The sequence below is a fragment of the Alsobacter sp. KACC 23698 genome, from assembly GCF_045348435.1.
Lineage (GTDB): Bacteria > Pseudomonadota > Alphaproteobacteria > Rhizobiales > Beijerinckiaceae > Alsobacter.
Genome location: NZ_CP157484.1, coordinates 5,285,787 through 5,300,066 on the forward strand (window position 1 = coordinate 5,285,787; position 14,280 = coordinate 5,300,066).

Sequence of the window (14,280 nt, forward strand, 5' to 3'; positions counted from 1 at the left end):
CTCCCGCCGGCGCGCCCTCATGCGCCGATCCGCCTGAGGACGTCGACATAGCGGGCCGCGATCGCCTCGCGGGCGCGATGCCGGCCGGCTTCGACCACGAGCGCGCCCGAGACATAGACGCGGTCCACGGCGCCGCGGCCGGCCGTGAACACATAGGCGTCGAGCCAGCGGTCGCCCGAGACGGCCGCGAGGTCGGGATGGGCGGCGTCCAGCACGACGAGGTCGGCGCGGCGGCCGGGCTCCAGCGCGCCGATCGGCCGCCCCAGCGCCCGCGCGCCGCCGGCGAGCGCGGCGTCGTAGAGGCGACGGCCGGTGTGCTCGCCCTGGCGCAGCGTCATGACGTTGCGCCCGAGGCTGGCGAGGCGCTGCGTGTATTCGAGCTGCTTCAGCTCGCCGGGCGCGGTGATCTCGATGTTGCTGTCCGTGCCGATCCCGAACGCGCCGCCCGCGCCGAGGAAGCGCGCCCCGTCGAAGACGCCGTCGCCCAGGCTGCCCTCGGTGAGCGGGCAGAGGCCGGAGACGGCCCCCGAGCGCGCCAGGGCGAGCGTCTCCTGCGGCGTCATGTGGGTCGTGTGGATGAGGCACCAGCGCGGGCCGAGGCCGGCGTTCTCCAGCAGCCACTCGACGGGGCGGCGGCCGGACCAGGCGACGCAATCCTCCACCTCCTTCACCTGCTCGGCCGCGTGCATGTGCACCGGGCCGTCCGGGCAGGCCTGGAGCGCGGCACGCAGCTGGTCGGGCGTGACGGCCCGCAGCGAATGGGGCGCGATCCCGACCGCGGCGGCGGGCAGGCCGGCGACGGCCCGGCGGGCCCCCTCCAGCAGCCGCAGGAAGCGCTCCGGATCGTTCAGGAACCGGCGCTGCCCATCGACAGGCGGCTGTCCGCCGAGACCGCCCTGGGCGTACAGGCTGGGCAGCAGCGTCAGGCCGACGCCGGTCCGCTCCGCGGCGGCGGCGATCCGCCCGCACATCTCGGCCAGGTCCGCATAGGGCCGGCCCTCCGGATCGTGGTGAAGGTAGTGGAACTCGCCCACGGTCGTGAAGCCGCCTTCCAGCATCTCCATATAGGCGAAGGACGCGATGGCCTCGACATCGTCGGGCGTGAGCGCGCCGAGGAAGCGGTACATCACCTGGCGCCAGGTCCAGAAGCTGTCGCCCGCCGGGCCGCGCGTCTCCGCCAGCCCCGCCATGGCGCGCTGGAAGGCGTGGCTGTGCAGGTTCGGCATGCCGGGGAGCGCGACGCCGCGGACGCGCTCGTCCCCGGCCTCGGCCGCCGCGCCGGGCGCCAGGTCGACGATGACGCCGTCCCGCACCGTCACGGCGACGTCGCGGGCCCAGCCGGCGGGCAGGAGCGCGTGGTCGAAAATGAGCCTTCCCATGCGCGATCCGTTCTGTTTATGTATAGACAATTAAATCGCCAAACCCGGACGGGCGCAACCCCCATGGCGCATCCTGACACGCATTTCGACACGGTGTGGACCGACGCGAGATTGGCCACGATGGCGCCCGGCGCGCCGGGCCTGGGCGCCGTCGACCGCGGGGCCGTCGCGGCCCGGGACGGGCGGATCGCCTATGCGGGCCCCGAGGACGGGCTGCCGGCCGGGTGGAGCGCGGCCGAGCGGGTGGCCTGCGCGGGCCGCTGGATCACGCCCGGCCTCATCGACGCCCACACGCATCTGGTCTATGGCGGCGACCGCGCCCACGAATTCGAGCTGCGCCTCGCCGGGGCGACCTACGAGGAGGTCGCCCGCGCCGGCGGCGGCATCGTCTCGACCGTGAAGGCGACCCGGGCCGCCACCGAGGACGCCCTGGTGGAGGCGGCCCTGCCGCGGCTCGACGCGCTGTTGGCCGAGGGCGTCACCACCGTGGAGGTCAAGTCCGGCTACGGCCTCGACCTCGCGACGGAGCTGAAGCAGCTGCGCGCCGCGCGCCGCCTGGGCTCCGAGCGGCCCGTCTCGGTGACGACCACCTTCCTGGGCGCGCACGCCTTGCCGCCCGAGGCGCAGGGCGACAAGGACGCCTTCATCGCCCTCGTCGCGCGCGACATGATCCCGGCGGTGGCCCGATTGGGCCTCGCCGACGCGGTGGACGCCTTCTGCGAGGGCATCGCGTTCTCGACCGCGCAGACCGCGCGCGTCTTCGAGGCGGCGCGCGCCGCCGGCCTGCCGGTGAAGCTGCACGCCGACCAGCTCTCCAACCTGCACGGCGCCCGGCTGGCGGCCGAGCATGGCGCGCTCTCGGCCGACCACCTGGAGCACACGGACGAGGACGCCGCCGCCGCGATGGCGCGCGCCGGGACCGTGGCGATGCTGCTGCCCGGCGCCTTCTACTTCATTCGCGAGACCAAGCTTCCGCCGGTCGAGCTCTTCCGCCGCCACGGCGTCGCGATGGCGCTGGCCACCGACTGCAATCCCGGCACGTCGCCGCTCACCTCCCTGCTGCTGACGATGAACATGGCGGCCACGTTGTTCCGGATGACCGTCGAGGAGTGCCTGGCGGGGGTGACCCGCGAGGCCGCGCGGGCGCTGGGCCGGCTCGACGATGTCGGATCGCTGGAGGCCGGCAAGTCCTGCGACCTCGCGATCTGGGACGTCGAGCGCCCGGCCGAACTCGTCTACCGCATGGGCTTCAACCCGCTGCACGGCAGGGTCTGGCGAGGCCGCATGGACCGCGCCCAGGACGGGAGGACCGCATGAGCGAACCTGTCAGGCTCCGCCCCGGCGATGTCCCGCTCGCCGCCTGGCGGCTCGTCTATACGGGATCGAGGATCGCGCTCGCCGACGGCTCGCGCCTCCAGGTCGAGGCCGGCGCGGCCGTGGTGGCCGCCGTCGTCGCCAAGGGCGAGCCCGTCTACGGCGTCAACACCGGCTTCGGCAAACTGGCCTCCGTGCGTATCGCCGATGCGGATCTGGCGCAGCTCCAGCGCAACATCGTCCTGTCGCATGCGGCGGGCGTCGGCGAGCCGCTGGCGCGCCCCGTCGTGCGCCTCGTGATCGCCCTGAAGGCGGCGAGCCTCGCGCAAGGCGCGTCCGGCGTCAGGCCCGCCACGCTGGACGCCCTGCTGGCGCTGCTCGACGCCGACATCCTGCCGGTGATCCCGGCGCAGGGCTCCGTCGGGGCCTCGGGCGACCTCGCTCCCCTGGCCCACATGACGCTGGGCCTGATCGGCGAGGGCGAGGTGGTCGCCAAGGGCGAGCGCATGCCGGCCGCCCGGGCGCTGGCCGCCGCCGGCCTGCGGCCGGTGGAGCTGGGCCCCAAGGAAGGGCTGGCGTTGCTCAACGGCACCCAGGTCTCGACCGCGCTGGCGCTCGCCGGGCTGTTCGAGGCGGAGACCGCCTTCCGGGCGGCGCTCGTCGCCGGCGCCCTGTCGACGGACGCCGCCAAGGGGTCCGACGGCCCTTTCGACCCGCGGATCCACGCGCTGCGGCGCCATCGCGGGCAGATCGAGGCCGCCGCCGCGCTGCGCGCCCTGATGTCCGGTTCGCAGATCCGGGCGTCGCATCTCGTCGGCGACGACCGCGTGCAGGATCCCTATTGCCTGCGCTGCCAGCCGCAGGTGATGGGCGCCTGCCTCGACCTGCTGCGCCAGGCCGCCGCGACGCTCGAGATCGAGGCGAACGGGGTCTCCGACAACCCGCTCGTCTTCGCCGACACCGGCGAGATCGTCTCGGGCGGCAATTTCCACGCCGAGCCGGTGGCCTTCGCGGCGGACCAGATCGCGCTGGCGATCTGCGAGATCGGCTCGCTGGCGGAGCGCCGGGTCGCCATGCTGGTCGACCCCGGCCTGTCGCGCCTGCCCGCCTTCCTCACCGCCCATCCGGGGCTGAATTCGGGCTTCATGATCCCGCAGGTCACGGCCGCCGCGCTGGTGTCGGAGAACAAGCAGCGGGCCTATCCGGCCAGCGTCGACTCCATCCCCACCTCGGCCAACCAGGAGGACCACGTCTCCATGGCGGCGCATGGCGCGCGGCGGCTGGGGCCGATGGCCGAGAACGCCGTCCAGGTGGTGGCGATCGAGCTTCTGGCGGCCGCGCAGGGCTGCGGCTTCCACGCGCCGCTCCGGACCAGTCCCGCGCTGGAGCGGGCGATCGCGGCGCTGCGGGCCCGGGTTCCGGCGCTGGGCGAGGATCGCTATTTCGCCCCCGACATCGCCGCCGCCGCCGATCTCGTGCGCGCCGGCGCGCTGGCCGAGGCGGTCGGGCCCGCTTTACTGCCCAGCCTGGAAGGAGACGCCGCGTGAACGACTGGCTGACCGTCGAGCGGGGCGACGCTCCGCTGGTCCTGAGCTTTCCGCACACCGGCGTGGAGATCCCGGCGCCGTTCGACCGGGCGCTCGTCTCTCCATGGCTCGCCCGCAAGGACGCGGACTGGCATATCGACCGGCTCTACGGCTTCGCGCGCGAGCTTGGGGCGACGCTGGTGCGCACCGCGATCTCCCGCACGGTGATCGACGTCAACCGCGACCCCTCGGGCGCGTCGCTCTATCCCGGGCAGGCCACCACGGACCTGTGCCCGGCCACGAGCTTCGACGGCGAGCCGCTGTACGATCCCGGCGCGGAGCCGGACGCCGCCTCCGTGGCGCAGCGCAGGACGCTCTATTTCGAGCCCTACCACGCCGCCCTCGGGGCGGAGCTGAAGCGGCTGCGGGAGCGCCATCCCAAGGTCGTGCTCTACGACTGCCACTCGATCCGCTCGGTCATCCCGCGCCTGTTCGACGGCGAGCTGCCGAATTTCAACATCGGCACGAATGCGGGCGCGAGCTGCGACCCGGCGCTGACCGCGGCCGTCGAGGCCGCCTGCGACGGGCCGGGTTTCACGCGGGTCACGAACGGGCGGTTCAAGGGCGGCTGGATCACGCGCTTCTTCGGCGCGCCCGAGGCGGGCGTCCACGCGATCCAGATGGAGCTCGCCTGCCGGGGCTACATGCGCGAGACGCCGGGCCCCGTGCGCGAGGGCGAGTGGCCGACCGCGTTCGACCCCGTCCATGCGGCGCCGATCACGGCCCGGCTGCGCGCCGCCCTTCAGGCCTGCCTGGCCTTCGCGCGCTCGCCCTAGCCGTTTCCCGTCCCCGCCGCCCGTCCATGCGGACCCCAGGTCCGCGGTCCACGAGGAGCCGCCCATGACCCGCCTCGATAACGCCCGCCGAATCCGCGCCCCCCGGGGCTCCGAGATCTCCGCCAAGAGCTGGCTCACGGAAGCGCCGCTGCGCATGCTGATGAACAATCTCGACGCGGACGTCGCCGAGCGCCCCGGCGAACTCGTCGTCTATGGCGGCATCGGCCGGGCGGCGCGCGACTGGGAGAGCTTCGACCGCATCGCGGCGGCGCTGCGCGACCTGGAGGCGGACCAGACGCTGCTGGTGCAGTCGGGCAAGCCCGTAGGCGTGTTCAGGACGCATCCGGACGCGCCGCGGGTCCTGATCGCCAACTCCAACCTCGTGCCGCACTGGGCCACCTGGGACCACTTCAACGAGCTCGATCGCAAGGGGCTCATGATGTACGGCCAGATGACGGCCGGCTCCTGGATCTATATCGGCACGCAGGGGATCGTGCAGGGCACCTACGAGACCTTCGTGGAGGTGGGCCGCCGCCATTATGGCGGCTCGCTGGCCGGCAAGTGGATCCTCACCGCTGGGCTCGGCGGCATGGGCGGCGCGCAGCCTCTGGCCGCCACGATGGCGGGGGCGTCCTGCCTGGCGGTCGAATGCCAGGCGTCGCGCATCGAGATGCGGCTGAAGACCCGCTATCTCGACCGCCAGGCCAAGGATCTCGACGAGGCGCTCGCCATCATCGAGCAGGCGGGCCGGGACCGTAAGCCCGTCTCAGTCGGCGTGCTCGGCAACGCGGCCGACGTCTTCCCCGAGCTGGTGCGGCGCGGGGTGCGGCCGGACGTCGTCACCGACCAGACCTCCGCGCACGACCCGGTGAACGGCTATCTGCCGAAGGGCTGGAGCGTCTCCGAATGGGAGAGCCGCCGCGAGACGGACCCGAAGGGCGTCGCCGGCGCGGCCCGGCGCTCCATGGCCGAGCATGTCCGGGCCATGCTGGAGTTTCACCGCCGGGGCGTTCCGACGCTCGACTATGGCAACAACATCCGCCAGATGGCGCGCGAGGAGGGCGTTGAGAACGCCTTCGACTTCCCCGGCTTCGTGCCGGCCTATATCCGGCCGCTGTTCTGCCGGGGGGTGGGGCCCTTCCGCTGGGCGGCGCTGTCGGGCGACCCCGAGGACATCTACCGCACCGACGCCAAGGTGAAGGAGCTGCTGCCCGACAACGCCCACCTGCATCACTGGCTCGACATGGCCCGCGAGCGCATCAGCTTCCAGGGTCTGCCGGCGCGCATCTGCTGGGTCGGACTGGGCGACCGCCATCGCCTCGGGCTGGCCTTCAACCAGATGGTCGCCTCGGGCGAGCTGAAGGCGCCCGTCGTGATCGGCCGCGACCACCTGGATTCGGGCTCCGTGGCGTCCCCGAACCGGGAGACCGAGGCCATGAGGGACGGCTCGGACGCGGTGTCCGACTGGCCGCTGCTGAACGCGCTGCTGAACTGCGCCTCCGGGGCGACCTGGGTGTCGCTGCATCACGGCGGCGGCGTCGGCATGGGCTTCTCGCAGCATTCCGGCATGGTGATCGTGGCCGACGGAACGCCGGAGGCCGCCCGGAGGCTGGAGCGCGTGCTGTGGAACGACCCCGCCACGGGCGTCATGCGCCACGCCGACGCCGGCTACGAGGACGCGCTCGCCTGCGCGCGGGAGCACCAGCTGAACCTGCCCGGAATTCTCGGCTGATCGGCCCGCCGGCGGGAAGATTACATTTTCGGCGAAGTGGAGGAATCCAGCGCAAGCGGTAAGAACTCGGCTACACAACCTCCGGTAGAACATTGCGGAGAAACGCCCAGCCCGCTGGCGCCCCGCAGAGGTTTCGATGCCGTTCGACCGCACCCAGCCCGTCCTCGTGATTGACGACAGCCCCGTGATGACCCGGATCGTCAAGGAGCTGCTGCACCAGATCGGCATCTTGGACGTCGACGTGGCGCTGTCGCCCCAGCTGGGCCTGGATCGCCTCGCGCAGCGCCGCTACGGCCTGGTGATCTGCGACTGGTTCATGCCGCCCTACACCGGCGGCGACCTGCAGCGCGCGATGCAGACCCGCGCCGACCTGGCCACTATCCCGGTGCTGCTGATCACCACCCAGGCGGACCGGCCGGAGCGCGGGCCCCGCAACGGTCCCGCCCTCGAGGACATGGCCGTCAAGCCCTTCAACGCCGCCACGCTGGCGGCGAAGATCGACGCCCTGGTGAGCCGTCGGGCCGCCTGACCGCGAGGCCGCGCCGGCCCTGCTGCGGCGCAGCATCGGCGGGCATCATTGTATAGACAAATACGCGGCGTCGCGCTTGAATGCCCTCGGATCCCCGACGCCGCAAAGGCGCTGGGACGCGGAGGGAGACAGGCATGGACGCAAGCTTCATCGAAGGGCGCCGCATCAAGGCGGGCTGGCTGGCGGGCGCGGCGCTGGCCGCGGCGATCGGGGCGGCCGCTCCGGCGAGCGCGCAGGAGACCAAGGTCGCCATCGGCATTTCGGGCTGGACCGGGTTCGCGCCGCTGACCCTCGCCAAGGAGGCCGGCATCTTCAAGAAGAACGGCCTCGACGTCACCATCAAGAAGATCCCGCAGGCGAGCCGCCACCTCGCCGTGGCCTCGGGCGACATCCAGTGCGCCGCCACCACGGTCGAGACCTATGTGGTGTGGAACGCGGCCGGCGTGCCGATCAAGCAGATCTTCCAGCTCGACAAGTCCTACGGGGCGGACGGCATGGTGGTGCGCGCCGGAACGGCGTCGATCAAGGATCTCAAGGGCAAGTCCATCGCGTCCTCGGGCCCGGGCACCTCGCCCTATTTCGTCATGGCCTGGATGCTGAAGAAGAACGGCCTCAGCCCGAAGGACGTCACCGTCGTCAACATGGAGCCCGGCCCCGCCGCGCAGGCCTTCATCGCCGGCCAGAACGACGCCGCCATGACGTACGAGCCCTATCTGTCGAGCGTCCGGGCCAAGCCGGAGGCCGGCAAGATCATCGCGACGACGCTGGACTATCCGGTCGTGATGGACACCTTCGGCTGCTCGCCCAAGTTCATCGCCGAGAACGAGAAGGCCGTGAAGGCGCTGGCCGACAGCTACTTCGAGGCGCTCGACATGATCGCCAAGGACCCCAAGAAGTCCAACGAGATCATGGGCGCGGACGTCAAGCAGAGCGGGGACGACTTCGCCGCCTCGTCGAAATATCTCCGCTGGCAGGACAAGGCCGCCAACAAGGCGTTCTTCGAAGGCGACTACAAGACCTTCACCAAGGAGGCGGCCGACCTGCTCCTGGAAGCCGGCGTGATCAAGCAGATCCCGGACCTGAACGCGCTGGCGGAAACGCGCTTCATCCAGTGACGCCCGTTCGGGCCCGGGGAGCAGCCGACCCGGGCCCGACGGCCCCGACCGCCAGCCGACGGACCCGAGCCGCATGCCGCGCCCCCTCACGCCCATCTCCAACCCGCTGAGGGTGACGCTGGGCGTCTCGTTCTTCGTGCTCTTCGTGGCCGCCTGGGCGTTCGCCACGCTGGGCGGCTACGTGTCGCGCATCTTCCTGGCCGACCCGCTGACCATGCTGCGCAACGGCTGGGAGCTCCTCACCCAGTTCGGCTTCCTGCGCGACATCGGCATGACGGTCTGGCGCGTGGTCGGCGGGTTCGTGCTCGCCGCGCTGGTGGCCGTGCCGCTCGGCGTGCTGATGGGCGCCTACAAGCCCGTCGAGGCCTTCTTCGAGCCCTTCGTGTCCTTCGCCCGCTATCTGCCGGCGTCCGCCTTCATTCCGCTGCTGATCCTGTGGGCCGGGCTGGGCGAGACCCAGAAGCTGCTCGTCATCTTTATCGGGGCGGTGTTCCAGATCGTCCTCATGGTGGCGGTGGCGGTCGGCGGCACCCGGCGCGACCTCGTCGAGGCCGCCTACACGCTGGGGGCGGGCGACCAGGGCGTGGTCCGGCGCGTGCTCATCCCGGCGAACGCGCCGGAGATCGCCGAGATCCTGCGCCTCGTGCTCGGCTGGGCCTGGACCTATGTGATCGTGGCCGAACTCATCGGCTCGTCGGAGGGCATCGGCCACATGATCATCGAGAGCCAGTCGTTGATGGCCACCGGGCAGATCATCTTCGGCATCATCGTGATCGGGCTCATCGGCCTCGTGTCGGATTTCCTGTTCAAGGCCGCGAACCGTTACCTGTTTCCGTGGCGGCTGGCGTGAGAAGCGGCTCGCTCACCATCGAGAACGTGTCGCGGGTGTTTCCCGGCATGCATGGCGGCGCGCCCACCCGGGCGCTCGAGCCGACGAGCCTGTCGGTCGCCCCGAACGATTTCATCACCATCCTGGGCCCGTCGGGCTGCGGAAAATCCACGCTGCTGCGGATCGTGGCGGGGCTCGACGCGCCCACGACCGGGAGGGTGCTGCTGGATGGCCGCGCCGTGACCGGCCCGGGCGCCGACCGCGGCATGGTGTTCCAGAGCTACACGCTGTTTCCGTGGCTCAGCGTGGCCGAGAACATCGCCTTCGGGCTGAAGGAGCGCGGCGTGCCGGAGGCGGAGCGCCGCGCCGTGGTCGAGAGCTATATCGACAAGGTGGGCTTGCGGGGCTTCGAGCGGCACTGGCCGAAGCAGCTGTCCGGCGGCATGCAGCAGCGCACCGCCATCGCGCGCGCGCTCGCCAACGACCCGGAGATCCTGCTGCTGGACGAACCCTTCGGGGCGCTGGACAACCAGACCCGCGCGCTGATGCAGGAGCTGCTGCTCGGCATCTGGGAGCGGGAGCGCAAGACGGTGCTGTTCGTCACGCACGACATCGAGGAGGCGATCTTCATCGCCTCGCGCGTGCTGGTGATGAGCGCGCGCCCGGGCCGGGTGAAGGCCGACATCCGCGTCGACCTGCCCTATCCGCGACACTACACGGTGAAGACCAGTCCGGAATTCTCCGCCCTCAAGGCGCGCCTCACCGAGGAGATCCGCGCCGAGGCCGTGCTGGCCGCGACCGAGCGCTAATCACGTCCGGCCGAAGCCGGGCGGAGGCCTTCGGCGACGGCCAGTCGGTCAGCCGCAGGTGCGGACCCGGCGAACCCCGTACGGGCCGCGGGTCACGCGGGTGACGCAGCGACGATACGGGGCCGGTCCGACGAAGCGGGGACCGGGCCTGCCGGGGCCGCGCCACACGCAATTGCGGCCGTAGGCGCCGCACACCCAGCGGACGTCGCTCAGCATGCCGCCCGGCGCGGACTGCGCCACAGCGTTCGGCGCGGCCGGCGCGGCGTTCGCCGAGGGCGCGCCCATGCCGAATCCGGCGAGCGTCAGGGCGGCGGCGGCAGCGAGTGCGGAGAGGGTTGGCTTCATGTCGGGGCTCCAGCGAGGGGGGACCTGCCGAAATCGCCCAGAGCCGCCATCGTTCCCGCCCGGCCGAAGCCGAACCCTGCAGTCTTTCACCCCACCAGCGACGACCGCACGCTCGCCGCCTGCTCCAGCAGCACGGGCAGGACGCTGTGCAGCAACTCGTCGCAGGAGACGCGGCCGGCCTGGGCGCTGACGTTCATCGCCGCCATCACATGGCCGCCGGAGCTGACGATCGGGACGGCGACCGAGCGCAGGCCGACCTCCAACTCCTCGTCGACGAGGCTGTAGCCCTGGCGACGGACGTCGTCGAGGATGCGCATCAGGGCGTCCAGGTCCGTCACCGTGCGGGGCGACATGGCCTTGCGGTCGGACGAGGCCAGGATCTCCCGCGCGCGGGCCGGCGTCTCGGCGGCGAGCAGGACGCGGCCCATCGACGTGCAGTAGGCCGGAAGCCGGCTCCCCACCGCCAGGCCGACCGACATGATGCGCTTGGTGGCGGCCCGGGCCACATAGACGATCTCCGGCCCGTCCAGCGTGGAGGCCGAGCAGCTCTCCCGCGTGCGTTCGCTCACCGTCTCGAGCGCGGGCTGCAGCACCCGCGCCATCGGGGTCGAGGCCAGATAGGCGTAGCCGAGCGACAGGATTCGCGGCGTCAGCCGGAACTGCTTGCCGTCGCTGGCCACATAGCCCAGAGCCTGGAGGGTCAGGAGGGAGCGCCGCACGGTCGCGCGGGGGAGGGCAGTGGCCTTCGCCACCTCGGCCAGGGTCATGGATTCGCGGCCGGCGTCGAAGGCCCGGATCACCGAGATTCCGCGCGCCAGGGCGCCCACATAAGAAGGATCGTCCTCGGCGATGCCCGCAGCCGGCGCGTCCATGGCCACCCTCCCGCAGGCGGCCGAAACCGGCCGGCCCGCCTTGACGCCCCGCTGGCGCGAGGTCTAGACTGTTCGCAATACGAATTTATGTTCGTAATGCGAACAGGTCAAGCCTGTTTGAGGTCGAGGAGACGTCCCGGATGGCGCGGTTCATGACGCTGCAGGATGCGGTGGCCGACTGCATTCGCGATGGCGACAAGGTCGCCATGGAGGGGTTCACCCACCTCATCCCGCACGCGGCGGGTCACGAGACGATCCGCCAGGGCCGCAAGGGCCTGACGCTCTACCGCATGACGCCGGACCTGATCTACGACCAGATGATCGGCATGGGCTGCGCCGAGAAGCTCGTCTTCTCCTGGGGCGGCAACCCCGGCGTGGGCTCGCTGCACCGGCTGCGCGACGCCGTCGAGAACGGCTGGCCGCACAGGCTCGCCATCGAGGAGCATTCGCACGCCGCCATGGCCAACGCCTATGAGGCCGGCGCGTCCAACCTGCCCTTCGCGATGTTCCGAGGCTATCTGGGCGTCGACCTGCCCAGCGTGAACCCCAACATCAGGCGCGTGACCTGCCCGTTCACCGGCGAGGAGCTCGCCGCCGTCCCGGCGATCCGGCCGGACGTGGGCGTCATCCACGCGCTGCGGGCCGACCGCGACGGCAACGTGCTGCTGGAAGGCATCACGGGCGTCCAGAAGGAGACCGTGCTGGCCTCGAAGCGCTCCATCGTGACCGTCGAGGAGGTCGTGGACGATCTCGGCGCCCACAACCGCAACGCCGTGGTGCTGCCGAGCTGGACCGTGACCGCCATCGCGGTCGTGCCGGGCGGCGCGCATCCCTCCTACGCACAGGGCTACTACAAGCGCGACAACGCCTTCTACATCGCCTGGGACAAGATCGCGCGCGACCGCGACGCGTTCCTGGCCTGGATGAAGGAGAACGTGCTCGCCAAGGGGCCGGAGGCCTTCGCGGCCCACGCCCGCAAAGCCGCGTGAGGAGCGCAGCCATGACCTCCACGGCCGACTTCACCCCGACCGAGATGATGACCATCGCGGCCGCGCGCGCGCTCAAGAACGACGACGTCTGCTTCGTCGGCATCGGCGCGCCCTCGGCGGCCTGCAACCTCGCCCGGCTGACGCACGCGCCGCAGATCACGCTGATCTACGAGAGCGGCACGCTGGCGACGCGCCCCAACGTGCTGCCGCTCTCCATCGGCGACGGCGAGCTCTGCGACACGGCGCTCACCACCGTGTCGGTGCCGGAGATGTTCCGCTACTGGCTGCAGGGCGGGCGCATCACGGTCGGCTTTCTGGGCGGCGCCCAGATCGACCGCTTCGCCAACCTGAACACCACCGTGGTGGGGCCCTACGACGCCCCCAAGGTGCGCCTGCCCGGAGGCGGCGGCGCGCCCGAGATCGCGACGAATTGCGGCGAGATCTTCATCACCATGGCGCAATCGCCGCGTTCCTTCGTGGGTGAACTCGAATTCATCACCTCCATGGGGCATGGCCGCACCGGCCGCGAACGCCGCGCCATGGGGGTGAAGACCAAGGGTCCGAGCCGGCTGATGACGGATCTGTGCGTGTTCGAGCCGGATCCCGAGACCAAGGAGATGACCGTGGCGTCGATCCATCCGGGCGTCACCCGCGAGCGCATCCAGGAGAACACGGGCTGGCCCGTGCGGTTCGCCGACGGCGTGACGCAGACGCCGGCTCCGACCGCCCAGGAGCTCGAGGTGTTGCGCGACATCCAGGCCCGCACCAAGAAGGCGCATGGAGGATCCAAATGAGCCGGGACGTCTTTCTCTGCGACGCCGTCCGCACCCCCATCGGGCGGTTCGCCGGCGGTTTGTCCAGGGTGCGCGCCGACGACCTCGCCGCGCTGCCCATCCGCGCCCTGATGGAGCGCAACGCGGGCGCGGACTGGGGCCATGTCGACGACGTGTTCTTCGGCTGCGCCAACCAGGCCGGCGAGGACAACCGCAACGTCGCCCGCATGGCGGCGCTGCTGGCCGGCCTGCCGCAGGATGTGCCGGGCGTGACGCTGAACCGCCTGTGCGCCTCCGGCCTCGACGCGGTGGGCTCCGCCGCGCGGGCCGTTCGGGCCGGCGAGATGGACTTCGCCATCGCGGGCGGCGTCGAGAGCATGACGCGCGCGCCCTTCGTGATGGGCAAGTCCGAGCAGGCCTTCAGCCGGACGGCCGAGATCCACGACACCACCATCGGCTGGCGCTTCGTCAACAAGGCCATGAAGGCGAAGTACGGCACGGATTCGATGCCCGAGACGGGTGAGAACGTCGCCCAGGAGCATCAGGTCTCGCGCGAAGACCAGGACGCCTTCGCGTTGCGCAGCCAGCAGCGGGCGGCGCGGTCGAAGGCCTTCTTCGCCGAGGAGATCGTCCCGGTGGAGACGCCCGGCGGCAAGGGCGGCCCGATCGTCGTGGATGCGGACGAGCATCCGCGCGCCGACGCCACCGCCGAGGCGCTCGCCAAGCTGAAGCCGATCGTGCGTCCGGACGGCACCGTGACGGCCGGCAACGCCTCCGGCGTCAACGACGGCGCCTGCGCGATGCTGATCGCCTCCACGGAGGCGGTGCGCCGCCACGGGCTGCATCCGCGCGTCCGCATCCTCGGCATGGCGACCGCCGGCGTCGCGCCGCGCGTCATGGGGATCGGACCCGTGCCGGCGGTGAAGAAACTGTGCGAGCGGCTGGGCCTCTCGGTGTCGGATTTCGACGCCATCGAGCTGAACGAGGCCTTCGCCAGCCAGTCGCTGGCGGTCCTGCGCGGCCTCGGCCTGCCGGACGACGCCGACCACGTGAACCCCAATGGCGGCGCCATCGCGCTCGGCCACCCGCTCGGCATGTCGGGCGCCCGGCTGGCGCTGACGCTGGCCCACCACCTCGACAAGACGGGCGGCAAGCTCGGCCTCGCGACGCTGTGCGTCGGCGTCGGCCAGGGCGTGGCGCTCGCGGTCGAGCGCATCTGAACGCGAAGTCCC

At 71.5% G+C, this 14,280-nt stretch carries 14 protein-coding genes; 11 read left to right on the plus strand and 3 right to left on the minus strand.

Going from position 1 to position 14,280, the window contains the following annotated elements; translation table 11 throughout:
• Positions 1 to 17: 17 nt before the first annotated feature.
• Complete coding sequence (locus ABEG18_RS25325) at positions 18 to 1,379, minus strand: formimidoylglutamate deiminase (protein ID WP_406855794.1); 1,362 nt, start codon at positions 1,377 to 1,379, stop codon at positions 18 to 20.
• A 63-nt stretch (positions 1,380 to 1,442) separates the two neighbouring features.
• Between ABEG18_RS25325 and hutI the strand changes: the two genes are divergently transcribed.
• The 8 genes from hutI to ABEG18_RS25365 all read left to right on the plus strand — a co-directional run bounded on the left by hutI (position 1,443) and on the right by ABEG18_RS25365 (position 10,069).
• Positions 1,443 to 2,696 carry an imidazolonepropionase gene (gene hutI, locus ABEG18_RS25330; RefSeq protein ID WP_406855795.1) on the plus strand — a complete coding sequence of 418 codons (1,254 nt, stop codon included), beginning with the start codon at positions 1,443 to 1,445 and terminating at the stop codon, positions 2,694 to 2,696.
• Positions 2,693 to 4,240, plus strand: coding sequence for a histidine ammonia-lyase (hutH, locus tag ABEG18_RS25335; protein ID WP_406855796.1), 1,548 nt, complete (start codon positions 2,693 to 2,695; stop codon positions 4,238 to 4,240). Before hutI ends, hutH begins: the two co-directional genes overlap by 4 nt.
• The gene (gene hutG / locus ABEG18_RS25340) at positions 4,237 to 5,055 is read left to right on the plus strand and encodes an N-formylglutamate deformylase (protein ID WP_406855797.1); all 819 of its coding nucleotides are present in this window, start codon (positions 4,237 to 4,239) and stop codon (positions 5,053 to 5,055) included. Before hutH ends, hutG begins: the two co-directional genes overlap by 4 nt.
• A 64-nt stretch (positions 5,056 to 5,119) precedes the next feature.
• Positions 5,120 to 6,787 carry a urocanate hydratase gene (gene hutU / locus ABEG18_RS25345; protein WP_406855798.1) on the plus strand — a complete coding sequence of 556 codons (1,668 nt, stop codon included), beginning with the start codon at positions 5,120 to 5,122 and terminating at the stop codon, positions 6,785 to 6,787.
• Between the two features lie 136 nt (positions 6,788 to 6,923).
• Positions 6,924 to 7,316: a response regulator gene (locus ABEG18_RS25350; RefSeq protein WP_406855799.1), complete on the plus strand. Its 393-nt coding sequence runs from the start codon at positions 6,924 to 6,926 to the stop codon at positions 7,314 to 7,316.
• Positions 7,317 to 7,450: 134 nt separating this feature from the next.
• Positions 7,451 to 8,431 (plus strand): ABC transporter substrate-binding protein, encoded by a 981-nt coding sequence (locus ABEG18_RS25355; protein WP_406855800.1) that lies wholly within the window; start codon positions 7,451 to 7,453, stop codon positions 8,429 to 8,431.
• 73 nt (positions 8,432 to 8,504) lie between these two features.
• Complete coding sequence (locus tag ABEG18_RS25360) at positions 8,505 to 9,281, plus strand: ABC transporter permease (protein ID WP_406855801.1); 777 nt, start codon at positions 8,505 to 8,507, stop codon at positions 9,279 to 9,281.
• A gap of 47 nt (positions 9,282 to 9,328) precedes the next feature.
• The gene (locus ABEG18_RS25365; protein WP_406858710.1) at positions 9,329 to 10,069 is read left to right on the plus strand and encodes an ABC transporter ATP-binding protein; all 741 of its coding nucleotides are present in this window, start codon (positions 9,329 to 9,331) and stop codon (positions 10,067 to 10,069) included.
• A gap of 48 nt (positions 10,070 to 10,117) precedes the next feature.
• Here the strand turns inward: ABEG18_RS25365 and ABEG18_RS25370 are convergent, their stop codons facing one another.
• Together ABEG18_RS25370 and ABEG18_RS25375 are read right to left on the minus strand one after the other, a co-directional pair.
• Complete coding sequence (locus tag ABEG18_RS25370) at positions 10,118 to 10,414, minus strand: hypothetical protein (protein ID WP_406855802.1); 297 nt, start codon at positions 10,412 to 10,414, stop codon at positions 10,118 to 10,120.
• Positions 10,415 to 10,500: 86 nt separating this feature from the next.
• Positions 10,501 to 11,286, minus strand: coding sequence for an IclR family transcriptional regulator C-terminal domain-containing protein (locus ABEG18_RS25375; protein WP_406855803.1), 786 nt, complete (start codon positions 11,284 to 11,286; stop codon positions 10,501 to 10,503).
• 140 nt (positions 11,287 to 11,426) lie between these two features.
• On the opposite strand from ABEG18_RS25375, the gene ABEG18_RS25380 reads away from it, so the two are divergent.
• The 3 genes from ABEG18_RS25380 to pcaF are packed head-to-tail and all read left to right on the plus strand — an operon-like array spanning position 11,427 to position 14,268.
• A complete protein-coding gene (locus ABEG18_RS25380; protein WP_406855804.1) occupies positions 11,427 to 12,275 on the plus strand; it encodes a CoA transferase subunit A in 849 nt (282 codons plus the stop codon).
• Between the two features lie 11 nt (positions 12,276 to 12,286).
• Complete coding sequence (locus ABEG18_RS25385; RefSeq protein WP_406855805.1) at positions 12,287 to 13,069, plus strand: CoA-transferase subunit beta; 783 nt, start codon at positions 12,287 to 12,289, stop codon at positions 13,067 to 13,069.
• Positions 13,066 to 14,268: a 3-oxoadipyl-CoA thiolase gene (pcaF, locus tag ABEG18_RS25390; RefSeq protein ID WP_406855806.1), complete on the plus strand. Its 1,203-nt coding sequence runs from the start codon at positions 13,066 to 13,068 to the stop codon at positions 14,266 to 14,268. The genes ABEG18_RS25385 and pcaF overlap by 4 nt, the downstream gene beginning before the upstream one ends.
• Positions 14,269 to 14,280 lie beyond the last annotated feature (12 nt).